Consider the following 26,781-nt stretch of genomic DNA (forward strand, 5'->3'; position numbering starts at 1 on the left):
ACCTACAGACCCAGTTCGCCGAGCTTGGCGTAGTACTTGTCTACGTTGTCGAGCTTGATGCCCTCGTATCCGCGGACCAGCTGCGCTGCCTCAGCCGCCTCGACCGCCCTGGCGTAGTTGTCGGTCGACAGCGCAGCTGCGAGGTCGGTCATCAATGTCCGATACTGTTCGACGAGTTGGCGCTCCACCCGCCGTACGTGGGCGTACCCGAACGGGTCGAGCGGTGTTCCGCGCAGAACTCGGCCTCGTGCAAGCACTTTCAGAGGAATGCGCGACGACGGGCCGAGGCCGATCTTCTTCTTTCGGCCCAGTGCGCGCAGTGCGGGCGGATGTAGTTTGAACTGCATGTTCTTCGCGCCCGGCACCTCGACGCGTACCAGCTCGATGAACTGGGGGTCGGTGAGCATTCGCGCCACCTCGTACTCGTCCTTGTACGCCGTGAGCTTGAACAGTCCTCGTGCGACGGCATCGGAGAATTCGGTCTGATCGGTCACCGATCGCTCTGCACGCCAAATGTTCTCGACGGACGCCACGTATTTCTGTGCGACACGGAGGTTCTGGAACGCAATCAACTCACCTGCGCGTCTACGAGTAAGTTCGAGGACCTCGCCTTCGAGGGGCGAGTCTGCGAACATCTCGGCCGGGGCCACGGTGTGCGTCGGGAAGACCTTCTGGGCGACGGCGTCGGCGAATGCGTCGGAATCGGCTACCGCCACCTGGCCCCATCGGAACGCTGCGATGTTGTCGTCGACTGCGACACCGTTGATGGTGATGCCCTTTTCGATTGCCCATCCCGGAATAGGCAGTCCACCAGCCTGATACGCCGCACCGACGAGAAGGAAGTTCGCTGCCTCGGTGCTGCCGAGTACGGCCTTGGCTGCCTTCATCGCGTCGATCGAGGTGAGGATCTTCGACGCGGACTCGAGCCGCTCCACCATGACCGACTCTTCGGGGTAGGAGACCGAGGCGTCGTACACCATGTCGCCGGTCGGTGTCTTGGACGTCGAGGCAGCGGTCACCGTTCGCCCGCGGTGGCCGAAGCCGACGTATTTGCTGTCGGCTGCGACGAGGAGGTCGAAAGCGAGAATGCAGTCGGCGTTCCCGGGGGTGATGCGGTTGGACGGTTCCACCACTGTCGAGCTGATGCGAAGGTGTGAGGTGACCGGACCTGCCTTCTGGCTCAGGCCGGTTTGATCGAGGCCTTCCACGTGTAGTCCGGCGAGCATCGCCGCGGTGGCGAGCACCTGATTGACTGTGACGATGCCCGTTCCGCCGACGCCTGCGAGAAAGATGTTGTGTGTGCCGACGATCGTATCGAGTTCCGGTGCAGTCACTTCCGGTGGATCGATTCTGGCGTTCGGAGGTTTCGACGGGACCACCGCGTTGTCCGGCACCTCGACGGTGACGAATGACGGGCAGTCACCGTCGAGGCAGGTGTAGTCGGTGTTGCAGCTCGACTGGTCGATGCGAGTCTTGCGTCCGAACTCGGTGTCGATCGGCTGAACGGAGAGGCAGTTGCTCTTGACGCCGCAGTCGCCGCAGCCCTCGCACACCAGCTCGTTGATGACGACGCGGGTACTGCGGGCCGGGATCTTTCCGCGCTTACGTTGGCGCCTTGCATCGGCTGCGCAGCGCTGGTCGTAGATGAGCACGGTCACTCCGGGGATATCGCGGAGTTCCTTCTGTGCATCGTCGAGACGATCGCGGTGTAGAAGTGAGGTACCCGGTGCAAGTGAGGATTTGGAGTGGCGTTCGGGTTCGTCGGCGCAGATGATGATGCGTGCGACGCCCTCCGACTTCAGTTTGTGAGTCAGGGCAGGCACCGACAGTCCGCCTTCGGCGTCCTGTGCACCGGTCATGGCCACGGCCGAGTTGAACAGGATCTTGTAGGTGATGTTGACGCCTGCCGCGATGCACGCTTGGACGGCGAGCTGGCCGGAGTGGAAGAAGGTGCCGTCGCCGACGTTCTGGAAGGTGTGTGGCACGTCGGCGAATTCGGCTTGGCCGATCCACTGTGCGCCTTCGCCGCCCATCTGGGTGAGCGCGTTGACCGCACTGTCGGTGCGGCTCGACATGGTGACCAACGTGTGGCAGCCGATTCCGCCGCCCGCGATGGATCCTTCGGGCACGGCCGTCGACCTGTTGTGTGGGCAGCCGCTGCAGAAGTATGCGGTGCGCTTGGCTTCGAGCGGAGTGAGCGTCAGCGGTAGGGGGAGTGGTCGACGCAGATCGACGAACGGTGCGAGTGCGGTGCGGATGGGTCCGGCGAGGCGAGCGGCAGTCAGTTCACCGTCGACGGGAATCAGCCGCGAGCCGTCGGATGCCTTCTTGCCCTGCACTCGCGGTGCGCCGTCGATGCCGTACAGAATTTCGCGCAGCTGCGATTCGAGGAACGGCACCTTGTCTTCGACGACGAGGATGTCGGAGAGACCGTCGGCGAATTCCTTGACGCGTGTGGCGGAGAGTGGGTAGAGCATGCCGACGCGGAGGATGCGGATGCCGTGTCGGTGGAGGTCGTCGTCGGTCAGGCCGAGGTCGACGAGTGCTTGCCGCATGGAGTCGTAGGCACCTCCGGCGGCGACGATGCCGAAATGTGCCGTGTCCGGGGCGACCTCGATGGTGTCGATTCGGTTCGCGGCAGCGTAGGCCTCGACCATCGCCCATCGGGGTCCGAGGAGGTCGGCTTCGGCGAGGACGCTGTCCGGCGGCGCCATGAAGAATCGCTGACGGTAGGTCCACGGCTTGCCGTCCCATTCGATGTCGGGGACGGTGATGTCGACGTCGGCTGCGCTTCCGTCGATGGTCCACAGGCCGTCGGCGACGTCGGCGATGATCTTCAATGCGACGAAGCATCCCGATGCGCGCGACAGTGCGATGGCGTGCAGCCCGAACTTCACCATCTCTTCGCCGTTGCGTGGGTAGAGGGTGGGAATGCTCATCGCGGCGAGGGAACGCTCGCTGACGCACGGGACGGACGAGGATTTTGCGCCGGGGTCGTCGCCCACCAGCAGCAGGGCTCCGCCAGTGGGGTGAGCTCCGTACATATTGCCGTGGCGGAGTGCGTCGGTTGCGCGGTCCAGTCCTGGACCTTTGCCGTACCAGACACCGACGACCGAGTCGTGGGACCGAGTTCCGACGGGCAATTCGGTCTGGCTGCCCCATACTGAGGTTGCAGCAAGTTCTTCGTTGAGTCCCGGTACGAGCCGAATGTCGTAGTCGCGACGCAGAGTTGGTGTGCCGGCGAGCAGTCGGTCGAATCCGGCTAGAGGGCTGCCTTGGTATCCGGAGACGAAGGTGCCCGTGCGAATTCCGTGGGCTGCGTCTCTGACCTGCTGCTCGACGAGCATCCGGGCGATCGCTTGGACGCCGGTTACGAGTACTGGGCCTGACCCAGGGCGGTAGCGGTCGCCGATGTCGTAAGCGATACCGGAGGAGTCCGCCGCGTCCGTCCCACACGAAGAATGGAGGTCGGAACGTTCGGCCTGTTCGGTCACGCCTCACCCTTTGTGTTCATGTGTGCGCGCCCGTCGGCGGCGACATCAGACCCCACGGTATTCCGAGGTCGAGCGGGCTGCAACCGCTGGCCGATCGCATCACAGTGTCGCCCAGTAGGTTTGGGAGGAGAACAAGTCTTCGGGATTGTTTCGTTCATGTGACGCAACATCAGTGGAGTAACAGCACCAAAACTGGGCGACGGGTTGGTCGGCGTCAGGCAGCCAACGCGTCGGACCGATTCTCGGAACTACGCAGAATTTCGCGCCACCGGCGACGGTTGTCAGCGACCGCGTCTCTTGCCAACGACGCAGTCTCCTCCAGAACCTCGAGCGCCCGCGTGGCCGGAATCAGCCCTGCTTTCTCTCGGTGCGAAAAGGCTGTCAGTTGGGCGCGCGCGTGCTCGGGTGAGAAGCCACAGAGCCGAACGAGGGTACTGACGTCGTCATCGATGATGCGGTACTGGGCATCGGACATGGTGTCACCTCTTTCGGCTGGGAGATTTCATAGTCCACCGGGCGGCAGTGAAAGTACACAGTTGCGATCGCCATGATTCGTACCGCCAAGCGTGTCGTTCGCACGAATGACCCGAGAAAAAGTGGTCCATGCTTGGTTCACCTTCTGTTCGACTCCTGTTGCCCTGATTGACGTCTCGTGAGCTGGCGCGGTGCGCGCAGGCGGGGCGTAGTGCGTGCTGCGGCCGCATTTTGTCCGAAATGCCGGGCCTGTAGTGTCCACTTCTGTGATCAGAACAGCGGTAATGAGGGTGGCGGTCGTCGCAAGCGCGGCCATTGCGTCGATTGTCGGCGCGCCAGCGTTGGCCCACGCGCATCACCCGGAGATCACTCCGCTCCCGGTGGCTTACTCGCTGGGAGAGAACTTCTCGGTCCCGTGCAGTGGCCAACTGACCGGCGCTGTTCGTACACCTCATGACCGCCCGGGGCAGGTGACGGTCTCGGTGTCATGGCTGCCGTTCTTCACTGGACCGTGTCACAACGCGATCTTCGTGAACTATTCGTCTGCCTCGGGAACTGACGGGATCGGCAGCGGCACTCGACTCATCGTGCTTCCCTTTGCATCGCGAGCCTTCGAACCCCTGACAGGGGAGATCACATTCCCGATGCCCTCGGGTGGGGCTTCGATGACGGTCACGCCCAACGCAGTGAGCACTACGTACCTCGCTCCACTGGCAAACACCGTGAGGTTTCCTGTCGCCTGACACGTCACTATCAGCCGCCCGAGTGGTTCGCCCTCTTGCTCAGAGCCTCGGTTCATCTCGTGTTCGGGATCTGTTGGCTCGGCCGTGGCCAGTCGATGTGAGTCTTGGCAGGCGTTCACGGACGATCCCAGTGGGCTCGGATCATGCAACGCGGTGGGTCTTGACCAACGGATAGGGGCTTGGTGGTGAGGGCAGGCCATTCACTGCGAGGTAGCCGGGTTCGCTGCCACCAGCAAATTGTGTCAACGATGTTGGAACCGGGAAGACAGGCGCTATGAGGATTACTGTGTTCGGGACTGGCTACCTGGGAACAACCCACGCTGCCTGCATGGCTGAGTTAGGCCACGATGTCTTGGGGGTCGATGTCGATCCAGCCAAGCTTGCCAAGCTCGAAGCTGGTGAGGTGCCGTTCTACGAGCCGGGACTGGAAGAAGTTCTTCAGCGCAACATTGCGTCCGGCCGACTCCGTTTCACTTCTTCGTACGAGGAGGCCGCCGAGTTCGGCGAAGCCCACTTTCTCGGTGTGGGCACACCTCAGAAGAGGGGCGAGTTCGCAGCCGACTTGATTTACGTCGACTCGGTGATCAAGACGCTTGCCCCGCTGCTGACCAAGCCGGCCGTCATCTTCGGTAAGTCGACTGTGCCAGTAGGTACCGCGCAGCGTCTCGGGATCCTCGCCCGCGAGCTCGCTCCGGCGGGAGACGACGTTGAGATTGCCTGGAACCCCGAGTTTCTTCGTGAGGGTTTCGCAGTCAAGGACACTCTCCACCCGGACAGGTTGGTCCTCGGTGTCGATCGGGACCGCCCGGGCCGCGCAGAGGCTCTCGCTCGCGACGTCTATGCGCAGTTGCTCGACGAGGAGATCCCGTTCCTGGTGACGGACCTGGCGACGGCCGAGCTGGTCAAGGCGTCTGCCAATGCATTTCTGGCGACGAAGATTTCATTCATCAACGCCATCGCCGAGGTGTGTGAAGCGTCCGGCGCCGACGTGAAGATCCTCGCCGACGCCATCGGTCACGACGATCGCATCGGTCGCAAGTTTCTCAACGCCGGTATCGGTTTCGGTGGCGGTTGCCTGCCGAAGGACATCCGTGCGTTCATGGCCCGTGCAGGTGAGCTCGGTGCTGACCAGGCGCTGACGTTCCTCCGCGAGGTGGACAACATCAATATGCGACGACGGACCCGCATGGTCGAACTGGCTCGAGAAGCCTGTGGTTCGCTGTTGGGCGCCCGCGTCGGCGTTCTGGGAGCAGCCTTCAAGCCGGACTCGGACGACGTCCGTGACTCGCCGGCTCTCAATGTTGCTGGTCAGATCCAGCTTCAGGGCGCTGCCGTGAGCGTGTACGACCCGAAGGCCATGGACAACTCGAGGGCGCTCTTTCCGACTCTCAGTTACAGCTCTTCCGCACTCGAAGCGTGCGAGGGCGCGGATGTCGTTCTCCTGCTCACCGAGTGGAAGGAGTTCAGGGCCCTGAAGCCTGCGGATCTCGACGGTGTGGTCCGGGCGAAAACCTTGATCGACGGTCGTAACTGTCTCGATCCCGAGGAGTGGCGAGCAGCTGGGTGGATCTACCGAGGGTTAGGGCGCCCGTAACCCTCTTGCGCCTCGTTTCACAGGCCAACTGTCGCAGAATCGGGGGTAGAGCGATTGAGTAAGAACTCGGGTCATTCAGTCGAATTACATTCGGTTCACCTGCGTTTGTGTCGGCCGCAGAAAGCGGGCAAAATGCCTCTTTGCTGCGGCAACATGGCCACACAGTTGGTTTTAGGGAAAGAGCGCAAGTGAAAAGTAAATATCAATCGCGCATGCATGTTTCCATAGCGTTACGCGATCGCTACTGTGCTTGACCCGTTGGTGAACCAGCTTGCATAACAATGCTATTCGCAGTAGGCAGTGCCCGGGCAGGGCCGGGGTAACGACAGTCGACGTCGTAGCGATGCACACTGCGTTGGGATTTCTCACAAACAATCACCACGGGCGTGATCGTGGATGTGGTAAACCAGTCAAGTCGAACGTAATAGTCCTGTGATGTGAACCACTCGGGGAGTCGCATTCCAGATTGCGTGCGAAAATTTTGAATGCCCCAGCAGCGGGCTAAGCGACCGGACTCCTCACGTCAGTGTTGATGTGTCGTGATCGGGTTCATTGACCATAGGCCGACGGCGCATCGCTGCGGGGCACGGTGAGGAGGGGGAGTCGGTGGCAACACTCGGATCGGTGCAGCGGACTCCGCGCGGCGGGGCTACTCAGAAAGCTCCCAAGCCCGCGAAGAGAGTCAGGCGTCTGACATCTAGGCGGGTATGGGAGCACCAGTACGTCGACAGGTTGAGGGTCTCGGACGTTGCTGTGGTCATCGGAGCGGTCGCGATCGCTCAACTCATTCGCTTCGGCGAACTTCAGACCGAAGGCGCAAGGGCGTTCGCGAGCGTTACCAGCGTCTCGATTGCACTCGCGGCGATCTGGATTGCCTTCCTCGCAATCTTTCGGACCCGCTCGCCTCGTGTGATCGGAAACGGCGCGGAGGAGTACCGCCGCATCGTGTCCGCCACCTTCCGGCTCTTCGGCCTAGTAGCCATCGTCTCCCTGTTGTTCAAGGTCGACTTTGCACGCCTGTATCTCGCGATCGCACTTCCCGTTGGTCTGCTCGGTTTGCTCGTGAGTCGGTGGTTGTGGCGCCAGGGTGTTACCGCGCAGCGGAACAAGGGCAAATATCAGACGGCTGTCTTGATCGTTGGTAGCCGCAAGGCAGCTGTGTCGATGGCCAAGCAATTCGAGCGTTCCCCAGGGTCGGGCTACAGCGTTGTCGGCATGTGCCTGCCGGGATATGAGCCCGAGCGTGATGCCGTATCGCTCGACGGATTCGAGATCCCGATTCTTGGTGACGAGTACAGCGTGGTCGAAGCGATCGAAGCTTCGGGCGCTGACACGGTTGCTGTGACTGCCACAGAGCATCTTGGTACCAAGGGCATCCGCAAGATGGTGTGGGATCTCGAGAAGAAGAACGTCGACCTCGTTGTCGCCCCTGGTGTTGTCGACGTAGCGGGTCCGCGCCTAGTCATGCGCCCGGTTGCAGGGTTCCCGCTGATTCACGTAGAGAAGCCGCAGTACAACGGCGCAACCAGGTTCAGCAAGACTGCATTCGACATTGTCTTCGCACTCGCCGTCCTCCTTGTCATCTCGCCGGTCCTTCTCATCGCGGCCCTTGCTGTGAAGTTCTCGAGTCGGGGGCCGATCTTCTACAAGTCGGAGCGGATGGGTATCGACGGCAAGCCGTTCGAGATGATCAAGTTCCGCAGCATGGTGCAGGACGCCGATAAGAAGGTTGAGGCCCTTCTTGCGCAGAACGACAGTGAAGGTGGCGTGCTGTTCAAGATGCGCGACGACCCGCGTGTCACGAAGGCCGGCAAGTTCATGCGGCGCTTCAGCATCGATGAACTCCCACAGTTCCTCAACGTCCTCAGGCGCGAGATGAGCGTGGTTGGTCCACGCCCGCCGCTTCGCCGCGAGGTCGAGACATACGACGGTGACGTTCGACGCCGACTATTGGTCAAGCCCGGAATCACGGGCCTGTGGCAAGTGAGTGGACGGTCGGATTTGTCATGGGAAGAAACAGTGCGGCTTGATCTTTCGTACGTGGAGAACTGGTCGATGGTCGGCGACCTGCTCATCATCGCGAAGACGGTAAAGGCAGTGGCTGGTAGCGACGGCGCGTACTGACGTGCGCCCCTTCGTAAGACTGTCAACCGTTCACCCCGACAACCGCGCCGTTCAGGGCATCACGCCACAGCAGTCAGTTCGGTCTGATTCCGAGCCTTGGCATTGCGGGTTCAGGGAAGCGAGCGTACTGGGGTGAACCTGGGACGGGCGCAATCGCATACGCAGTTTAAAGATACTAAGTAGGGGTAGCAGCTTGTGAATGGTCTTTCCGTGGCGATAATCGGTACCAGGGGTTATCCGAGCTTCTACGGCGGATTTGAGACGCTGGTTAGAAGGCTTGCTCCATATCTCGCGGATGATGGTTGGGACACCACGGTATACGGACGCGGGCGAACGATCGATGCGGGTACCGCCGGCGGCGATCCGAGGGTACGAAGCATCAACACATGGGGTGTGGAGTCGCGCTCGCTAAGCACACTCTCATACGGATTGACATCTTCACTTCACTGCGCTCGTTCTCGCCCCGATGTTGCACTGCTGATGAACGTCGCCAACGGCTTCTGGCTTCCCTTCTTACGCGCGCGCGGCATCCCGACACTGGTCAACGTGGATGGAATCGAGTGGGAGCGCGCGAAGTGGGGCCCTGCGGCTCGGGCGCTGTTTCGCTCGGGTGCGTCGGCGACTGCCAGCCAAGCAGACGATCTTGTCTTCGATTCAAAAGCCCTCGGCACACGTTGGGGTCAAGAATTTGGCAGAACCGGAGAGTTCATTCCCTACGGAGGTACATTTCGAGCTCGCAGCGCAACGCCCGATGGCCTGACATCGCGACAGTACGTGTTAATGGTGGCTCGCTTCGTTCCGGAGAACACGATCGACGAATTCCTAGACGCAGCTGCGCGCCTCAGTAAAAGGTGGGATGTGGTAGTCGTGGGATCATCCGGATATGGTGGCGACACCGAGGAGAATCTGCGTCGACTTGCGAACACGAACGAACGGATCAAGTGGTTCGGACACGTGAGTGACGACGATCGACTCTTCGCTTTGTGGGAAAACGCAGGCGCATACTTCCACGGACACAGCGTCGGAGGGACCAATCCTGCCCTCGTTCAAGCCATGGCGTGTGGAGCCCCCACAGTCGCCCGCGATACCGTGTTCAATCGTGAGGTCCTTGAGGATGCAGGCATATTCGTCGCACCTACGCCGGACGCAATCTACGAAGGCCTAAGCAGGGTAATGAACGACCCCGTCTTGCAGGAAAAGTTGAGTGAGCGGAGCGCGGCGCGAGCCAAGGAGGCTTACACGTGGGAAGGGGTGTGCCGGCGCTACAGCGCAGTGCTTCACGATCTCGCGACATCGGGGCCGTCATCCACACGCGTCCGAGCGCAAATGAACTGACGAAACTCCTTAGGCAGTCCTAATCCTGTGAGCATCACAAACCGATTCGGCGTCTACCGCAATAACCCCTCCAGAGCCTACTCTACGAATAGCGACAAATTGAAGGAAAAAGTGAACCCTCAGACCGGCGCGGGACGCGAGAATCTGCCCAGGCAGAACATGTCAACCATCCGTCTCGTGCTGGAAAATGATGCCTGCGTTGGATGTGGCGCATGCGCTGTTGCACTGCCAGACGTAATTTCTATGGTCGATACGGGAAATGGATTTCAGACGGCAAAGATCAGCGATACTAGCACACGTTCACTGGAAGTCGCTTCACGTATCTGCCCCTTTGCGGACGAATCACCCTCCGAAGATGAACACGCGCAGAACGAATTTCCCGAACTCGAGACCGTTGATTCGGTGCTCGGTCGCTACGAATCTGTGCACTACGGACGCGTCGCAAATGATCTCGATGTAAGCAAAAGCAGTTCGGGAGGGTTGACCACTTACGTAACAAATTGGTTGCTGGAGAACGGCGACATAGATGCTGTAATTCATGTCGGAGCGTCAACTGATGGACAACTGTTCGATTACAAACTATCCACTAGTGGCGAGTCAGAAAAGACTCGCAAATCTAACTACTATTCTTGCTCGATGGACCGAGCGATCGAGCGGGTGCGAGAAACTCCAGGTACGTATGCATTTATCGGCGTGCCGTGCTATGTGACTGCTGTCAGAAATCTTATGCGAGCAGATCCAATACTCCGCGAACGGGTGAAATATTGTTTCGCCCTCGTATGCGGACATATGAAATCAAGTCTCTTCGCCGAATCTCTGGCCTGGCAATTGGGTATAATACCGCCGGACCTGGCTGGTGTAGATTTTAGGGTGAAGTCCGGATCCGGAACCGCGAGCGGTTACGGGTTTTCGGCTTGGACGGCCACAGGACGGACTGAGATTGCGGACAGGTCCTCGGACCTATTCGGGGCAAATTGGGGCTACGGCTCTTTTCAGCTTAATGCATGTAACTATTGCGATGACATCTTCGGAGAAACAGCGGATGCCACATTCGGAGATGCTTGGCTTCCTGAGTTCGAACAAAATTGGCGAGGAACAAACATCGTTGTCACTCGAGATCCAAAAATTGCACGAATTATTGACGAAGGCGTAAGAAACCACGAATTAGACGGTGGGCGCATGGACACCGAATCCGCCCGTGCAACCCAACTGGGAAATATACGACATAGACGCGAGGGACTGGCTGTACGCTTGAGGGACGACGCTGCCTCGGGCAGGTGGGCACCTAAGAAACGAGTGTCAACGGCCGATGCAGACCAACCAAGCGAAAAACGTCGTCGAATAGCGCGACAGCGACGCAGGCTGAGCCAGTACAGCTTCAAAGCGTTTGCTCAGGCGAAAGCAAGCGGCAGGCTGACCGACTACACCGTTCTAATAGCGCCCTCTCTCTTGAAATACGAAATGGCCTACGCCTTTGAGTTGGATTGGCGTCCGCGTATTCGCAAGATCGCCTCAGCTGCGATTCGCATGGCGGGTGTCATCAGGAGGGCCGCTGTTGTCGATCTGCAGCAGGCGAGCCATAGACGTATGGTACGCCATGTTCGCGCGGACGAGGAGGGCAAATGACTGGGTCAATAAAATCGGCAGCTCGGAAGCGCGTAGGTACCGTCTTAGGTAAAATGCGAACAAGACCAGCATATGCTCGACTCTTTCTGATCGAAGACACCATTCTAAGGTGGGGGGCCGCCCTGTTGCGCAATGATTTGCATGATCCGTCCTTCAGCTCCGGTGACTCACAACTCGTTGTCATAGCAACCGCAGGCAGCGGGAACATCGGAGATCACGCGATGCTAGCGACCGTGCTCCAGAAGGCAGAATGCCGGACTACTGTGATTTGCAATTCAGCCGCAGCGTTTTCTCAATCTTTAGAAAGCACACCACAGGTGACTTGGATTGAACTGCCTGGACTGCTTGACAGAGGTTTGCTGACCAGGATTCCCGATGCCTGGAAATTTCACAGAATAGCGCGACGGGCCAGTCAGATTGGTGTGATTGGCGCTGACGTGATGGACGGGCGCTATTTCCCAACCAGTTCGATCGCACGTTGCTCAATACTTGCGGCAAGTCAACGTGCCGGACAGACGACCGCCGTCTTTGGCTTCAGCTGGTCGGCAGAACCAGTGACTTCCGCGGTCACCGCGATGAGGTACCTCGGCAAGAGCCAATCAACCTTGTACGTGCGGGATCCAATTTCACGAGATCGGCTCGTTTCGCTGGGTGTTGAGAACACTGTAGGCGTCGCGGACCTAGTGTTCTCGCTACAAAGTGCGAAACATTCTGATGAAGAACAAGGTTCAACGGTGGTCGTGAACGTAAGCGGCTTGGTAAGTGGAGCCGGAGTTGAGGCGACCGTGTACGTAAAACTAGTCGACGAATTAGTTGAGCGAGGCTATACCGTTCTTGTCCTCCCACACGTGATCCGCCCGGGGGACTCCGACTTGGACGCGCAAGCCGCGCTCAGGTCTCTCAGGCCGCCGAACGCAAGCGTCGACTATATCGATCGCTTATTGGACCCCCTAGATGTCAAAGCAATTGTTCGAAAATGTAGGTTCGTCGTGACTGGACGTATGCATCTTGGAATACTCTCGCTCTCCGAGGGCGTTCCGGCTGCAATAATAAATACCAACGGGAAGGCAGAAGGCCTATATTCACTTTTCGAACTACCCAACTTGAGTATTGAGTTAGACGAGCTGCACGACAGTTCACGTCTGGTGAGCGTTGTGTCACAAATTGAGAACTACGGACTTGATTCGCTAGTTGAAACTATAAAATCCAACCTGCCAAAAGTGACTTCGTTGTCCGCCCAGAACTTTACTTGGATGGAATACGATAGTGGGGATAAAATTGCGCGAACCGACCGAGGTGTGCAATGTCCTCGGTAGAAATGGCGCTTATAGCATTCGCGTTGGCGGTAGGATTCTACGCATTCTCACCTCTGTTTTCGGTGCGTGCATTGTTGCCTCTGCTCGGAATGTTGACGCTTTTCACTATATCGCGCCCGATTTACTATTTCGCGGATGGCGGAGCGAGTATTCACGTGGGGATTGCGGGATCAGCGGCGCGCCTGACTACTGCAGGGGCAGTAATCGCGGGACTTGCGATGTGGTTCTTTTTTAATCGCTCTGTGGGCGCCGTGAACGGTCGACTCTTGGTTCCTGTCGTTGTCTATCTTGGTGTGGCTCTGCTAGTCGTGTGGGACAGAACATTATTACAGTACGCGGGTGCCCTTGCGCTCCTGACAGCTGTTGGCGCTTGGTACGTCGGGGCAAAGACTGCTCATCAGTTTGCATCAAACCTGCAAATGAGCCGTTTGATTGCCTGGTCCGTATTCCTGGTGGTCGTGGCGCAGAGTGCAATCTCGATACTTCAAGAAATGCAAATCGCGATCTTCGTGCCAACAATTGTTGACGACGATACCGTTACCGGTAGGGCAAACGGAACTTTTGATCACCCGGCGTCTTTGGGCAAGATGATTCTCCTCTTATGCATCGTCGCCCTACCTTTCACTTTTAGCCTGGACTCCAAGACGCGGATTCTTTCGCGGGCCAGCATCGTCGGTAGTACAGTGCCCTTAGCTTTGAGTGCTGGACGCGCGAACATACTAGCGTACGTTGTTTTGATCGCGCTCTGGCTCGCGATCAGCGCATTGCGCGGGAGGTTGCGCTTCAAGCTGACTCCAAGTTTTTTTGTGTTGGTGCCCCTCCTCGCGTTTATCGCTGTTATCGGCTATACCCGTGTTTCTGAACGCAACGAATCCGACCCATTCGGCGGTAGTCGGGCTCGATTTCTTGATGTCGCACTGTCGCAGTTGGATAACATCTGGTTGTTCGGTGTCGGTCCGAACACGTACGTCGCGTACTTCGGCCAGTTTGACCGACTCACTGGAGTCGGTTGGCCAGTACACAACGCCCCGCTGCTGCTTCTGACTGAGATCGGCGCCGCCGGACTCATTCTGCTCGCGATCCCGTTCGCGTACGGGACGGTTCGTGCGGTGCAGCGGTTTCGAGGAGCCGGTCTTGGCAATGACGCGGCGGCCGTCTGGGTGTGCAGCATGATCGCGCTGTACCCAGTCGTCACGACAGGATGGGGTCTAGTAAATGAGTGGACGTTTCCGGCACTGATGTGGACGTTCGGGTTTCTGTTCCAGACTATGGACGAGGGTTTGCACACTCAGTTTGGCACTAAGGACCAGCCCGGTCGTACCCGAACCGGAACGCGCGGGAGTCAGAGTGTCAACTGACGTCTCCTCCCGGCAGCTTTTCGTGGTGACATTCACCGGCGACTCCGGACTCACCGACTATGCAGTATCTTTCTGCCGCAAGTCTGGCTTGCGACGCGCTACAACGCTTGTGACGTCTTCCGCGATCGATCCTCAACTGGCGTCGGGACCCTTCGCAGTGTTGCAGTTGTTCAGGAGAAGTAGGCACTACCCGATCGACATTGTGAAATTCACGCGTCTGTGGTTCAGATACCGTCTTAGCTCAGACTTTATATTTCAGGGTCCGTTGAAGTTTCCGCTTTTAGAATCGCTTCTAGTCCGGTTCATGCGGCAGTTAGGCGCGCGATGTGCTGTTGTTGTTCACGATGTCGTGCCACATTATCGCCGTCCGTTCGGGCCGTTTATCTATAAAATCTACTATCGATCCTTTAGTGCTCGCGTGTTCCATACAGGAAGTGCAAAATCGGCAATTGACGCGTCCAATTCGAAATTCGCCGAGAATAGCGTTGTTGTACCACACGGGAACTATGACATTTTCAATACCAAGAGCCTCACACGCGAGACCGCCCGTGCAGTCTTAAACCTTCCGGCTGGGTCGAACCGTCTCGTGGTCTTGTCTTTCGGGAATATTGAAGATAGGAAGGGTATCCATGAGTTGCTGGACGCTCACGTAGAGCTGACTAACAGTGGTGTTGACCCAATCACTATTATTGCCGGGAAGCGCATGTTCGATAGCTCGTCCAGACTTGCAATAACGTTGAAAAGTGATCATCTCCCGGACGACGTGGTTTTGGCTGACTACCGTATTCCGTTTGATCAGGTACAAAACTACTTTTCGGCGTGCGACGTTGTAGTGCTGCCATACCGGGAGGGGTCGACTAGCGGAGTGTTGAAACTTGCTATGGCTTTTGGAAAGCCTGTAGTCGCGGCACCGGTAGGCGATCTACGTTTCGAAGTGAACGGGGACCTTGGGATCCTCATGAAGGAGAATTGGGATGCGTCAGAGCTTGCGCAGTCGATTGCGACAATCAACGAGCGGCTGGGCACGTTCTCCGAACTGGTGAGGGTCGAGTCAGCGAAATATGGGTGGACGGAAATCGTTGACAAAGTTGTATCGCTACTTGACAGTGGAGTGGTAGGCGATAAGCCAGCAGATGGGGATGGCGCTAGTGCCACGCGTTAAAGCCAGCTCGTCGGCCTCCTCGGCTTTGGTGACAGTAGCTGGGCAGGTTTGCAAGTTATTCCTTCTAATGGTCAATCTGGTTGTTCTAGGTAGACTGCTGACTCCAGCAGAGTTTGGCGTTGTCGCCGTCGCGACTGCTTTGGTTGGAGTCGCAGAACTCTTAAGAGACTTCGGTCTTTCTGCGGCTTCTATTCAAGCGAAGAGCTTAAGCGATAAGCAGCAAGGGAACCTGTTTTGGGCAAGCGTAGTTCTTGGGCTTGCGCTTCTGTTAGTCTCTCTGGCTATCGCGTTCCCTGCCGAGATATTGCTGGGCATTCCGGGTCTGGGTGGTGTCGTATGTGGCCTAGGTGGAGTGTTTTTCCTCAACGCAGTTCAGACGCAGTTTCAGGTAAGGCTAAGTCGCGAGCATCGATTTGGTGCAGTTGCGGCAACCGATGTGACGGGCCAGTGCGTTGGACTAATTGTGGGATGCGTTCTTGCGTTGGAAGGGGCCGGGCCGTGGTCCTTGGTAGGTCTTCAGGTGTCGGCATCTTTTGTGGTGTTGATACTCCGTGTCTTTTCGACGCGCTGGATTCCGCCGGCTGTAGATCGGTCAGTTTCGATACGGTCGTTTATCTCGTTTGGTGCCAACCTGGGGTTGGCGCAAGTTCTAAGCTATTCGGTCAACGCACTGCCGGCCATTCTGATCGGAAAATTTTCCGGTGTAGTACAAGCGGGTGAGTTCGGTCGTGCGTTTCAGATCTATTCCTTGCCGATCAATCAGATCTTGTCGCCGTTGACTAATGTCGTGCTTGCGAATTTCGCCAATCGCGACAGTACAGCCGAGTATTCATCCTTCTCTGCTAAAGTCCTGAAGTCCGTTGGGCTAGTTGGTGCTTTTTGCGGTTCATTCATCTTTGTCTTTTCTTCAGAAATTGTTGCAATTTTGCTCGGTAGTCAATGGTCTGGTGCAGCGAACATGCTGCAGGTGGTTTCGATAGGTATACCTGCGCAGGCTTTGGCGCTGGTCTATTTTTGGAACTTCGTGTCGTTGGGTAGTACTGCTTCTCTTCTCCGATACAATATGTTGACAAAATCGGTACTTGGTGTTTCTCTCATTATCGCAGCTTTCTTTGGCACTTTTGCCATACTGGTCGTGTTGGTGTCGGGTTTATGGCTATCGTGGCTAGTGTGTGCATTTTGGTTTAAAACAGAGGAGAAAGTGAATCTCTCGGTCGTGTGGTCGGTGGGCAGCAGGGTAGCTGGCCTGACCTTAGGCAGCGGTTGCTTTGGGTTTCAGATGAAGTTGTATTTTGAGCATCTTAACGTTGGATTTCTATCCGTTGTATATAGCGCAATCGCCTATTTGGTGGCATTTTGTCTCATTGCAATGTTGCTGAGGATGGCCGATCCTGGTGTATTTTTTCTCAGGCGAATATTGAAAAGTCTTAATCTCGTAGGTGTTAAACGATCAGCTCGACCAAGGTCTCGGAGGCGATCAGACGATGCGAATATTGGTAGTCAATAAGTTCCTGCACCACGTAGGTGGTGTTGAGACGTACATGGCGTGGTTAGCCACACATCTACGAGAACATGGCCACACGCTTCATTTTTTTGGAATGTCGCCTCCAGAAGGTGAGCATTCGATGCATGTATTGGGAGACGAGGTCTCCATGTCACCGTTCAGGTCGTATTCATCGACGCCATTGCACACTGCCCAGAGTGCAATGGCTTCGGTATACTCGCCAAAGGTCGGCCGGCTTTTTTCGGCGTGTATCGACGAATTTCGTCCTGATGTAGTCCATTTCAATATGACGTGTCGCCAGCTTACTCCGAGCCTAGCTCGTGTGGTGTCTAAAAAGCGTCTTCCATCGATCACGACTGCGCATGAATACAAGTTCGTGTGTGCGAATCAACGGCTTTGGGACGACGCAAAGAATCAGGAGTGCACCGCATGCATCGGCGCCTCTATGGGACGTAGAATGGGCGCAATCCTGTCGCGGAAGTGCATAAAGGGGTCGTTGGGTAGTTCGGTTCTCGGCGCTGTCGAGCTCCCAATCTCTGATTACTTTTGGTCGCGGTCGCGATCTGTGATACACGCCCCATCTAGATATATGGCGGGATTGCTCGAAGAGTCGCCTGCTGTTGCTGCGCCAGTAAGATATCTTGATTTGTCTTGGGGAGTTCGAAAGGCTGGCACCGTGGGTAGTGACGTTGCTGAAAAGCGCCCTAGGGTGTTGTACATTGGGCGGCTTTCGGAAGAGAAGGGTGTTGACGTGTTGCTTAAGGGTTGGCCATCTGTGTCGGCTGCTTACCCGGGTGCTCGTCTGGATATATACGGTAGCGGCAGCGCGAGTGATTCTCTCGTGGAACTTGCAGCTAGTCTCAACTTACGAAATGTGTCCTTTTTCGGTCGGTATGAAGTAAATAGTCTTGAGCGGATTTTGTCGGATGCTAGTTTGACTGTGCACCCTTCTCGGTGGGCAGAGAACAGTCCGTATACGGTTCGCGAAAGCCTTCAGCACGGCGTGCCTGTGGTGGTAAGCGATCGTGGTGGTTTGCCAGAAATGGTTGAACCGGGGACAGGGCGTGTTTACGGCGACGACTCTCCTGATTTGCTGGCGTCTGCGATTCTGCAGACTTTGGAGGAAAATGCGGCGCGAAGCCAGCGGTTTTGGTCGGCATTGGAAAGTCGAGTTGTTTCGGACGATCACCACTATGGCGGGTTAATGGATCTCTATGGTTTGGCTATGGGCGGGGTTGCTCAGTCTTCTCCGAGTGCATAGATCAGTTTCTCGGGTTTTAGGGCTAGTTCGTCGAAATCCTCTTCCGTGCAGTCTCTGTACGCTTCCCGACGGCCACGGAGCTGCCGGCTTCGGCCAATCCCATGACGGGCATGTTGGAGTAGATGGACTCGTGCTGTCCGGCCCCGACGCGGTACGTCTCGTGATAAACACCCACGTCACCACTGACGCCGACCTTCTTGTTGAACGCTCTCCAGTTGGGCAGGTGCGGATCGTTCGGGTTCTTCGCGAACGCTTCCAGGTCGTCGAAACTGCGCCAGTACTGGACCACGGTGATGGTCCGTCCGCCGATTGACATGCGTGCGCCCAACAATCCCTTGTCGGGATGTGTGCGCAGTTCGCGAAGCATCCGCGGCATGGCAGCGAACGGTCCGAACCACTTGTGGACCTTCCGAAGCTTGTTGATGCGCATCCCGATGATGAAGACGACGAAATCTTCGTCCATCTGCGCGGTGTAGCGGCCAGGCTGAACTGCGCTCATGTCGATACCTCCAGTTTGGATAGTGACTCTATCTATTATGGATAGTGCTACTGTCTGCTGGTGATGTCAAGGGTCGGCCGGTGAAGGTCTCGGAGCTGAGCAGGCGCAGTGGCGTCTCCGTCGCGTCGATCAAGTACTACCTACGCGAGGGACTACTGCCTGCCGGGCAGCAGACGGCGACCAATCAAGCGGACTACGGCGAACTGCACGTTCGGCGCCTTCAGCTGATCCGGTCACTCATAGACGTTGGCGGACTTCCGATTTCGCGCGTCCGTGCCACACTCGCAGCGGTCGACGACGAGGCGACGCCCATGCACGACGCCTTCGGTGCTGTGATGCACGGCCTCGACGAAGTACCCGCCGATGACCGTCCGGACGACGTCGACGCCGCTTTCGACGAAGTGCAGACCTGGATGGCATCACGGAAGTGGCACGTCGCTCCGAACGCTCCGGCGCCGCACCGGCTTGCCGAACTGATCGCCACGCTCCGCAGGTTCGACTTCCCGATCTCGATGTCCTACTTCGATGCAATCAGCGACTTTGTCGAAGGCGTCGTCGAGCCGGAGGTGGAGTACGCACGTGCCATGCCGGACCGCACGGCGGCGGTCGAGACCATGCTCATCGGAACCGTCGTCATCGGGCAAGTGATCGTCGAGATCCGGCGACTTGCCTTGGAGGCGGTCAGCTATCGATCGGACGGCTCCTAGGGCGTCCGGCGACGACGCCTGGGTTAGTCTTCAGTCAGCGCTGCACGGTGTACGGCCGGCCGAATTGCGTGGAGACACCAGATGCGTACAGCACCGAGTCCGGTGGCCGGCCTGAGACATTCGGAAGTCCCGCAGCTCCGACGAGTTGGTCGTTGCAGTGAGTGACCGAGGCGTCCGACAGTTGCCATCGCCGGTGCACGTTCGGCACGTAGAGAAGTCGTCCTGCCATAGACGTGTGCAGACCCCAACGCGCCGTGAGGAATACAGCAAGTGGGTCGTCGGACATGTCGCGTGAGCCACGAACCACCCCGAAATCCGTTGTGACGCCGCGGTGCGGCGGTGCCAATCGCGTGCTTCGGTAGGCGATCTTCGATGAGTCGTCATCGATGGACATGGACGCCCATCGATAGGGAACGCGGGCGAGGTTGGTTCCCGCCACCACCGCGAGACGGCTCGCTTCGAGAGATCGGAACACGACTCCCCGTCGGCCTTCTGCGTCCACCGAATACAGCCGGACGTTGATCTCTGGAAACGTGCCCAAGTAGGGGACGGGACGCCGGTACCCCAACCCCGCACCCACCATGTGAAACCCGATCAGGCCAACCCACGACGAACCGTCGAACTCGTCGGGGACACACCCACGAGGCAGTAGCGGAGCGACCCGGTGACTGGGGACGCGCCAATGCAAGAACACGAGTCGTTCCCAGCGTTGGTCCATCAGAATCGGGCGCGGCAGAAGAGGAGGCCTCGGCCAGAGTCGTCGTCCACCATCGCGGTCCACACCGCCCACAGTAGGCGTGGGTCTGCAGTCGTCGTCAACGCCGAGCGTCACAACGCTCACCAACGTCGGCATGCCAGCGGCCGGCCTCATGCTCGGGCAAATGAAGTACGCTGGCACCGTCTCGGATGGCCTGTGGACTTACGTCATTCATGCAGATAACGGAGTCCAGGCTTTTTGCGTTCGGGGACGTATCTGAATATCAGATCTCAGTCTTCGCATTGGGCGCCGCGACGCAAACTGCAGCCAGAATGAGGTTCCCAGAACCACCTGCGTCTCATGCCAGGAATTTGAATTGCTAGTCCGACACCAGCTATTAGCTTGGTTGTCGTTATCGCCTTTGGTGTGCTGGCGCCATGTTCTTCTCCTCGGCATCAAGGGTTCCTGCTCGTTCGTGTTGATCGGAATTGAGACGAACGTACTTTCGAATTCATGCTTGCGCACCCTCTCAACATCGCGCCGTAAACAGCCTGAACTGGGAAAAGGCTCACGGCAAACATTATGCGCCCGTTTGGCGACCCCTCACCGCATACGCAACGGGCGACACTGTCATCCTTCCGGCTCCCATATCCGATGCCGGCAAGCGCACATTTGCTGGCACGTCCCGCGCGAGCTTCGACGCCACCGAGCAAGCCCTCCGGACCGTCTCGGGCGGCGGCAGCGGCGGAGTGACCATCACCGACAACGGAAACGGCACCGCGACTATCGCGGCGTCCTGACGGGAGCGAATAGATGATGGTCAACGTACTCACCCCGCTCGGCGCAACCGCCGCACTCACGACCACAGTCGCACCCGGGGCAGGCAAGATCAACTGATACAACGCCAACGGTGGCGCACTATCCGTGGCGCTCCCAGTACTCTCCGGTGTCGCAGACGGCGCGGTCATCGAAGTCCAGAAGGACGACCTCGACACCAGCGTCAACACGGTCACCGTGACGTGCGCGAGCTGCGACACCATCGATACAGGAAGCGCGACAGCGGCCATCCTCCGCATTGCAGGATCGGCCCGCATATTCCAAGCCGTCACCATCGGCGCGAACCGTCGCTGGAAAGTCATCAAATCACGTCGAACCCCTGTCCGCGCTCGATCAACGGTTCATCGGCAAGTGGGCCGCGAACACCACCTATGCAGTCGGGCAATCGGTCGTCTCGCCCGCAGGCGACGTCGTCAAAGCAAGCAGCGCACACACCTCCACCGGTTCGTACGACAGCACCAAATGGGATCTGACGATCACATTTGCGTCGAACCGTGACGCCCTCGGCTCTGCCTCACCGCGCATGACGAAGCCACAGGGCCCTGATTAGCCGCTTCGAGGCCGGTCACGGATGGACCGCGGGCGGAAACCTCGTCAACCCGAATCTCAACGACACCACGGACGGTGCCTGGGGATCGCAGTGCGTCAGCGGTGAGACCAAGAACGACGGCAGCGGCGCATCGACCACCAAGTCGGGTGGCATCACACCGTTCAACCCAGCAGGCAAGGTCGCATGTATCGCGATCAAGGTCGGTGACCCGACCAAGATCTCGTCGGTAGTTCCTACGCTTCGTCCGAATCGAGCCTCGGCGCAAACTACGCGATCTACGACGTCATCGTGGACTCCGTCCCGAAGCAGGTCGGCGCGGACCAGTGGACCGTCTTGCAGGTCTCGCTCGACAACCCATCGAGCGTTGTCGGAACGGGAGCCGGCAGCGCGGTGCAGACGGCGCGCGTGGCTATCGCGGGAGTCGGAGGTCAGACGACACCGACCAAGTTTGGCGAAGTGTCGTTCTTCGCCCGACAGAAGTACCCGAAGGGTTGCATCGCGTTCACGTTCGACGACTCGTGGGCGACGACCAAGACGGCCGCTCTCGCAACGATGAATCAATACCGATTCCGGGGGACGATCTTCCCGTGGATCAGCCTGCTCGGCGCGAACGCGAGCTACCTCACCCTCGCAGACCTCCGTACGTTCCAGGATCTACATGGCTGGGAGATCGGCGCGCACTGCACCACCGAGCACGTCAGCTTTTCGACGTACGGCTCTGAGACGCTGGAAGCCACGCTGCAATACATGAAGCGGTTCCTTGTGACGGACGGGTTCCGCTCTGAGTGCATCGCGTACCCGGGCAGCAATTCGAGTCCGGCTGTGCGTTATGCGGCAGCGCAGTACTTCCGTTAAGCCAGGACGACGGGCGGACAAGGGACAACCGCAACGCCTGCCGATCCACTGCGGATCTCCGCTCCCGGCTTCGCTTGCGTCTGCGCATGCGATGGTCGACAAGGCCTACGCGGCAGGGCTCGTGGTGATCTTCACCTTCCACGACATCGTCGCGTCTGGGGGCACCTCGTATGCGTGGACCGTGGCGAACTTCAATGCCCTTGTCGACTACATCGCCGCGAAGGGCGACGTGCCGGTGCTGCCTATGGGTGAGGCGCTGGCCGCTTTGTGAGTAGTGGGAAGCGATCTACTTGATCGCTTCCCACTCTCGCCACTCGTCCAGGCACTCATCAGAGCAGAATCCGTGGTCCAGGCCGCGGTTTTGGAGGCACTGCCGCTCCTCGACCTGGACGCGTGTGCCATCGATATAGATGCGCACCGCAGCCAATGCCGCGAGGACGAACGCGAACGCGACGAGCATAATGACGGTGTCACGGCTGCCGTTGGCGCTGATCACCAGGAACATCGCAGTTATAGTGAGAATCGCTGCGCCGACGAAGTAGAACGGCAATCTGCGAACCAGGGACTGTGGCATGGTCGAATGGTGCCGTACTGCGCGGTCGGTTGCAGCACCATTCGTTTGCCCGAATGACTTTGCTTACGAGTGGGGGTTCGGCACCCTGAACGTTGCCGCGTAAAACTCCAGCTTGTCGGTCGTGTCGATCTTTTCGGCATCGGCAAGATGATCTTCCAGCTGCGACTTGGTGAGGATGTCGGGGTTGTACGGGTCAGCAGTGGACCCCCGAAGGAATGGCGACTTCAAACTGTCGGGAACGTACTGACCTTCCTCGATACGGCGAGTGATTTCTGCAAGCACCGCGGCTTTCCAGTTCTCCTCGGCCATCGTCCATGCGTTCTCGTCTTGTGTGCTCATGTTCCGAGACGCTACCGAAGAACGAATGTCGCGTGCAGTCGCGTCAGTCATCCGAATGACTCACCGAAGCGGGCGCATAACGCGAGCAGCGGGCGGCGTTCCAGGTGGATGTGCGTCACTGCTGGCGACCCCGGTACATGGAAGGCAATGGCCGCTCTAGCGGCGTAGCACCAGGCGCGCTTCTGCTACGTTCCTCCGATGACCGAGGTTCCCGCGTGGTGTCCGAACTGCGACCGATTCGTCGACCATGTCGGCCTCCTCTCCGCCAGCGGCAACATCACCGTCGAAGTCTCGAACGTGTCCGTCGAGTGTCCGCACTGCGGAGGGATCTCGCACGTACTCGACGGCACGTTCAGGTTTTCGGAGGGATTGGTCCACGCCGTAACGGCGTCAGCGTGGACGCGTGACAAGCTGGCGAAATATCAAAAGGCTCTACGGTGGGCGGCGGAAAACTACGAAGACCGGCCTCGCGCAGCCATACGGCGGGTTGAGAAGGTCAGCCCAGAGACTGCGTCCTTCCTTCGCCGAATGAAGGAACCTTTCGACCGCAAGGAAATGCTCACGATTCTGTTCGGACTAGTGACCCTTGCGGGCGTGATACTGGCAAACATGCCGAAAGATGATGCGACTCACGAGATCCCGCCGACCATCGTCGAAAAGACGATCATCAACGTGATTCCAGGTGAGCTTCTGGACCGACACGTTCCGCCCGTGAGTCCAGAACCATCGCCGTCACAAATCCAACCGACACCGCCGCCAGGAGTATTTGAGACAGGCCACTGACGCCGAGGGACAGAATAGCCACGCTGATGGCCCCGGTTGGCAAGTACGGTCGTCTCATGTTGTCCAGTGTTGCATCTGATGGCGCATCCTGACGAGCGTCAGCCCCTGGTCCAGTTGCAGGCGGCGCACGTGCACTCTCGGGTGTCCTTGGGCCGACCTGTGGCGGTGGCGAGGAGACTGCGAATCACGGTGATCACGCCGACTATTCGTGACCGATCACAACATGGATGGGTCCGACTTCACCCAGCCCGAACGGGAACATAACCCGAGAAATGCACCTCCGAAAATGACTCAAATCCTAACCGAAGGTGGGTTTGATGCGTCTGGTGGCGTCAGCGGGTCAGTCGGCACAGCCAACGGAGCTCTGGGGTCGAGCGGGCATCTTGGGTCTGATGCCCCGTCGAGTCTTAGTGAGTAAATCGAAGCCCCACCACCGCAGGGCGGCTGACGTCGACAAGTCTCCGCGGCCTGGTCGAGCCTGAGACCCGGGTGCGGTTCGCGGAGCATACGTCCTCTCCAAGCTATGCTTGGCCCCGTCGCCCTGGGGAGTGCGACGAGGGAGCATCGGGGGGATTGTGGCGAACTGGCGTCAGCAGACGAGTGTCGAGTGTCAGGCGGATTTCGACGACCTGCTCGACGTCGGCATCGACATCGCGGCCGAGCGGTTGAGCCAGAACTGGGGTCTCGACCCGATCGCGGTGCTCAACGATCGCGATGGTGGCCGTCGAGTGGTGTCGGCAGTCCAATCCGATTCCGACGAGTACTCGTCGTCGGCGTCGCCTCTCAAAGACAGATTGGTCGACGGAGTGCGTGCCGAAGCCGATGGGCTTCGTTCGGTTGCAATCGTGTCCAACGTCGTAGTCGACGGCGCAACGAAGCCTCGCCTGGAGATCCTGCTGGAACACCGCGAGTACGCGCTGCAGATCCTCGTCCCGTACGACATGCCTGATCCGCAGACATTCGACCTCGGCCCGATGAAGGCCGCGAAAGGTACACCGCTCGTGTGGGCGTGATCCGCATTCGCTGAACTTGGGGGGACAGCATGGGGGATGAGATGTACACCGAGACAGCGGTGCAGATCGATGCGGCTGTCAGTGCACGCAAGTACTCGTCGGACATGGTCGACGATCTCGCGCGTTTGGGCCGCGACGTCGAGGACCTGCTCCAGGTGTGGACCGGTGGAGCTGCCGATTCCTACGGGCAGAGCTGGGCCGAATTGAAGTCGGCCATCGAAGTCATCGCGGGCGACCTCGAGCAGATCGGCGATCTCGTCGGAGAATCGGCACGCGACTACGAGCGGGCCGAATCGGACAACGCCACCACCTTCTCGTCGACGAAGATGCTGCGGCTGTGACCACCCCGCCCCACGGATACACCGTCGACCTGGCGTTGCTCGACCAGACGACCGAACGGATCGCGCAGTACGTTCGCTCGCTCACCGACACCATGGCCGGCATCGACGCCGACGTCACCCAGCGCTGCGCCGCGGTATGGGGTGGAGAGGGATCGGCCGCCTACCAGGAACGTCAGGCGCGCTGGAACGCCGCTATCGCCCGCGCCAACGGCGAGGTCGAAGAGATGCGGTTGGCGGCGCGGATCGCGCACGGCAACTATTCGTCGGCGAGATCGACCAACATCTCGATGCTCGGACGCTGATGGCAGAGACGATCAGGCCGCAGAACTACTACGACGCCGCGAACTCGGTGCTTACCGTCGCTGCCGCAGTGTCGAAGATCCACACCGACACCATGGCGGCGTTGGCCGACACCGGCCAGATGGCCGGAACAGACGACGCCGGAACAGAATTCGCCGAAGCGTACGACGCGCAAGCCGCAGCGTTCGAATCGATGGGCCGCAACCTCGGTCCCGCGATCCATCATTACGGCCGAGTCTTGATTCAGATGGGCGCGAACCACGCTCAGGCCGAGGCAGATTCGAACGTCGGTGGTGGTGCGCCGCTGGCCCCGCCTGCAGATCCGGGCGACGGTCAGCTCGGAATGTGCGTCGCATTGCCGGCTTCTGCGGGCGCAGAAGGCGAGGGGCTCGTCGAGGTCATCGGCCTCCTGCAGAACATCGGGGTTCCGGTTCCCAACGGCGACACCGACAAACTGACCACCGCATCCACTGCCTGGGCAAAGGTCGCGAGCGACAGCGACGGTTCCTTCCTCGGAAAGCTTCAGGCGACCTGCGCGACTCTCGACCAGATGAACGGCGAAGAAGTAGACATCGTCGTCGAGGACCTCGAAGAGCTGGGCTCGCTCGTCGACGAGTATGCCGCTCTCGCAGGAGCTCTGCGCGACAGCGTCGAAGCACACAAGAGTTACCTTGCCGACGTTCGCGCGAAGATGGCCGATCTGCTGAACGATCTCGCCGTCGAACTGGCCATCACCGCTGCAGCAGGAATTCTGTCGTCGTTCGTCACTTTTGGTGCGGGCGCGGCCGTGGCGACGGCGAAGGCCACGAGCACCATTGCACGCTACGGAACCAAGATCAGTGGCCTCATCTCGAGTGTGAAGAGCATGAGAGCGGCCATCAAGATCGCCGACTTCTTCAGCGCTAGTTCGGCGGCGAAGAGCAACGCCAGGTTGGTCCGCTTCCTGCAGATGGAGCTCAAGCAGGCCACCACACAGGGGCAGAAGAACAACCTCGCCGGACGCATCGGTGAACTCAAGGCCGGAATCGACCCCAACATTCCCAAGAGGCCCATCGAGATCAACGGCCGCACCAGGATTCCCGACGAGATCGACGACACCGCTGCGATCGTCCGCGAAGTCAAGAACACCAACAGTATCGGTGCAACCCAGCAAGTCAAGGACATGGCACAGTTCGCATCCGAGCGCGGCTATACTTTCGAGCTGATAGTCGATGAGAGGACCATCATTTCCGGTCCACTGCAGACAATGATCGACAACGGTGAAATAGTCCTCAAGAGAATGGCTTTGAACTAGC

General features: G+C 58.8%; 26 protein-coding genes and 1 pseudogene. 20 read left to right on the top strand and 7 right to left on the bottom strand.

What is annotated here, in order from left to right; all coding sequences use genetic code 11:
• Nucleotides 1-2: 2 nt before the first annotated feature.
• On the bottom strand, nt 3-3,494 hold the full coding sequence (locus D8W71_RS06815) for an indolepyruvate ferredoxin oxidoreductase family protein (RefSeq protein WP_121112098.1): 3,492 nt from the start codon (nt 3,492-3,494) through the stop codon (nt 3-5).
• Nucleotides 3,495-3,708: 214 nt separating this feature from the next.
• Nucleotides 3,709-3,969: a hypothetical protein gene (locus D8W71_RS06820; protein WP_121112100.1), complete on the bottom strand. Its 261-nt coding sequence runs from the start codon at nt 3,967-3,969 to the stop codon at nt 3,709-3,711.
• A gap of 265 nt (nt 3,970-4,234) precedes the next feature.
• On the opposite strand from D8W71_RS06820, the gene D8W71_RS06825 reads away from it, so the two are divergent.
• From D8W71_RS06825 to D8W71_RS27870, 11 genes and pseudogenes are all read left to right on the top strand, one after another.
• On the top strand, nt 4,235-4,711 hold the full coding sequence (locus D8W71_RS06825; RefSeq protein WP_236077753.1) for a hypothetical protein: 477 nt from the start codon (nt 4,235-4,237) through the stop codon (nt 4,709-4,711).
• A 274-nt stretch (nt 4,712-4,985) separates the two neighbouring features.
• Nucleotides 4,986-6,305: a UDP-glucose dehydrogenase family protein gene (locus D8W71_RS06830; protein WP_121112105.1), complete on the top strand. Its 1,320-nt coding sequence runs from the start codon at nt 4,986-4,988 to the stop codon at nt 6,303-6,305.
• A gap of 606 nt (nt 6,306-6,911) precedes the next feature.
• Entirely contained in the window at nt 6,912-8,429 is a 1,518-nt protein-coding gene (locus tag D8W71_RS06835; RefSeq protein WP_236077755.1) for a sugar transferase, read from the top strand.
• A 210-nt stretch (nt 8,430-8,639) separates the two neighbouring features.
• On the top strand, nt 8,640-9,764 hold the full coding sequence (locus tag D8W71_RS06840) for a glycosyltransferase (protein ID WP_236077756.1): 1,125 nt from the start codon (nt 8,640-8,642) through the stop codon (nt 9,762-9,764).
• Nucleotides 9,765-9,791: 27 nt separating this feature from the next.
• A complete protein-coding gene (locus tag D8W71_RS06845; RefSeq protein WP_121112107.1) occupies nt 9,792-11,390 on the top strand; it encodes a Coenzyme F420 hydrogenase/dehydrogenase, beta subunit C-terminal domain in 1,599 nt (532 codons plus the stop codon).
• A 233-nt stretch (nt 11,391-11,623) separates the two neighbouring features.
• A complete protein-coding gene (locus D8W71_RS06850) occupies nt 11,624-12,706 on the top strand; it encodes a polysaccharide pyruvyl transferase family protein (RefSeq protein WP_161965412.1) in 1,083 nt (360 codons plus the stop codon).
• On the top strand, nt 12,694-14,064 hold the full coding sequence (locus tag D8W71_RS06855; RefSeq protein WP_153275327.1) for an O-antigen ligase family protein: 1,371 nt from the start codon (nt 12,694-12,696) through the stop codon (nt 14,062-14,064). Before D8W71_RS06850 ends, D8W71_RS06855 begins: the two co-directional genes overlap by 13 nt.
• 418 nt (nt 14,065-14,482) lie before the next feature.
• A complete protein-coding gene (locus tag D8W71_RS27450) occupies nt 14,483-15,226 on the top strand; it encodes a glycosyltransferase (RefSeq protein ID WP_161965413.1) in 744 nt (247 codons plus the stop codon).
• Between the two features lie 28 nt (nt 15,227-15,254).
• On the top strand, nt 15,255-16,733 hold the full coding sequence (locus D8W71_RS06865) for an oligosaccharide flippase family protein (RefSeq protein ID WP_161965414.1): 1,479 nt from the start codon (nt 15,255-15,257) through the stop codon (nt 16,731-16,733).
• Nucleotides 16,711-17,355: pseudogene (locus tag D8W71_RS28365) on the top strand (glycosyltransferase); the annotation flags it as partial. The gene D8W71_RS06865 and the pseudogene D8W71_RS28365, both read left to right, overlap by 23 nt.
• A gap of 51 nt (nt 17,356-17,406) precedes the next feature.
• On the top strand, nt 17,407-17,991 hold the full coding sequence (locus tag D8W71_RS27870; RefSeq protein ID WP_236077757.1) for a glycosyltransferase: 585 nt from the start codon (nt 17,407-17,409) through the stop codon (nt 17,989-17,991).
• Between the two features lie 22 nt (nt 17,992-18,013).
• Here D8W71_RS27870 and D8W71_RS06875 read toward each other — a convergent pair whose 3' ends face one another.
• A complete protein-coding gene (locus tag D8W71_RS06875; RefSeq protein ID WP_236077758.1) occupies nt 18,014-18,490 on the bottom strand; it encodes a DUF4188 domain-containing protein in 477 nt (158 codons plus the stop codon).
• Nucleotides 18,491-18,570: 80 nt separating this feature from the next.
• Here D8W71_RS06875 and D8W71_RS06880 point away from each other — a divergent pair, with 80 nt between their 5' ends.
• Nucleotides 18,571-19,197, top strand: coding sequence for a MerR family transcriptional regulator (locus D8W71_RS06880; protein WP_121112121.1), 627 nt, complete (start codon nt 18,571-18,573; stop codon nt 19,195-19,197).
• A 34-nt stretch (nt 19,198-19,231) separates the two neighbouring features.
• Here D8W71_RS06880 and D8W71_RS06885 read toward each other — a convergent pair whose 3' ends face one another.
• Nucleotides 19,232-19,978 (bottom strand): YqjF family protein, encoded by a 747-nt coding sequence (locus D8W71_RS06885; RefSeq protein ID WP_236077759.1) that lies wholly within the window; start codon nt 19,976-19,978, stop codon nt 19,232-19,234.
• A 991-nt stretch (nt 19,979-20,969) separates the two neighbouring features.
• Between D8W71_RS06885 and D8W71_RS06890 the strand changes: the two genes are divergently transcribed.
• Nucleotides 20,970-21,281: a hypothetical protein gene (locus D8W71_RS06890; protein WP_121112125.1), complete on the top strand. Its 312-nt coding sequence runs from the start codon at nt 20,970-20,972 to the stop codon at nt 21,279-21,281.
• 15 nt (nt 21,282-21,296) lie between these two features.
• Here D8W71_RS06890 and D8W71_RS06895 read toward each other — a convergent pair whose 3' ends face one another.
• Nucleotides 21,297-21,434, bottom strand: coding sequence for a hypothetical protein (locus D8W71_RS06895; protein ID WP_153275329.1), 138 nt, complete (start codon nt 21,432-21,434; stop codon nt 21,297-21,299).
• Between the two features lie 135 nt (nt 21,435-21,569).
• Here D8W71_RS06895 and D8W71_RS06900 point away from each other — a divergent pair, with 135 nt between their 5' ends.
• Together D8W71_RS06900 and D8W71_RS06905 are read left to right on the top strand one after the other, a co-directional pair.
• Nucleotides 21,570-22,136, top strand: coding sequence for a polysaccharide deacetylase family protein (locus tag D8W71_RS06900; RefSeq protein WP_161965416.1), 567 nt, complete (start codon nt 21,570-21,572; stop codon nt 22,134-22,136).
• A 91-nt stretch (nt 22,137-22,227) separates the two neighbouring features.
• Entirely contained in the window at nt 22,228-22,407 is a 180-nt protein-coding gene (locus tag D8W71_RS06905) for a hypothetical protein (protein ID WP_121112131.1), read from the top strand.
• A 15-nt stretch (nt 22,408-22,422) separates the two neighbouring features.
• Here the strand turns inward: D8W71_RS06905 and D8W71_RS06910 are convergent, their stop codons facing one another.
• Together D8W71_RS06910 and D8W71_RS06915 are read right to left on the bottom strand one after the other, a co-directional pair.
• Complete coding sequence (locus D8W71_RS06910) at nt 22,423-22,710, bottom strand: hypothetical protein (RefSeq protein ID WP_121112133.1); 288 nt, start codon at nt 22,708-22,710, stop codon at nt 22,423-22,425.
• Nucleotides 22,711-22,773: 63 nt separating this feature from the next.
• Nucleotides 22,774-23,049 (bottom strand): hypothetical protein, encoded by a 276-nt coding sequence (locus D8W71_RS06915; protein WP_153275330.1) that lies wholly within the window; start codon nt 23,047-23,049, stop codon nt 22,774-22,776.
• A gap of 198 nt (nt 23,050-23,247) precedes the next feature.
• Between D8W71_RS06915 and D8W71_RS06920 the strand changes: the two genes are divergently transcribed.
• The 5 genes from D8W71_RS06920 (at nt 23,248) to D8W71_RS06940 (ending at nt 26,780) form a co-directional block, all read left to right on the top strand.
• The gene (locus D8W71_RS06920; protein WP_121112137.1) at nt 23,248-23,832 is read left to right on the top strand and encodes a hypothetical protein; all 585 of its coding nucleotides are present in this window, start codon (nt 23,248-23,250) and stop codon (nt 23,830-23,832) included.
• 575 nt (nt 23,833-24,407) lie between these two features.
• Complete coding sequence (locus D8W71_RS06925) at nt 24,408-24,845, top strand: hypothetical protein (protein WP_236077763.1); 438 nt, start codon at nt 24,408-24,410, stop codon at nt 24,843-24,845.
• A 41-nt stretch (nt 24,846-24,886) separates the two neighbouring features.
• Complete coding sequence (locus D8W71_RS06930) at nt 24,887-25,186, top strand: WXG100 family type VII secretion target (protein ID WP_161965417.1); 300 nt, start codon at nt 24,887-24,889, stop codon at nt 25,184-25,186.
• Nucleotides 25,183-25,488 (top strand): WXG100 family type VII secretion target, encoded by a 306-nt coding sequence (locus D8W71_RS27455; protein WP_161965418.1) that lies wholly within the window; start codon nt 25,183-25,185, stop codon nt 25,486-25,488. Before D8W71_RS06930 ends, D8W71_RS27455 begins: the two co-directional genes overlap by 4 nt.
• Nucleotides 25,488-26,780: a putative toxin gene (locus tag D8W71_RS06940; protein WP_121112141.1), complete on the top strand. Its 1,293-nt coding sequence runs from the start codon at nt 25,488-25,490 to the stop codon at nt 26,778-26,780. Before D8W71_RS27455 ends, D8W71_RS06940 begins: the two co-directional genes overlap by 1 nt.
• Nucleotide 26,781: the final 1 nt, after the last annotated feature.

Source organism: Rhodococcus sp. P1Y (assembly GCF_003641205.1).
Lineage (GTDB): Bacteria > Actinomycetota > Actinomycetes > Mycobacteriales > Mycobacteriaceae > Rhodococcoides.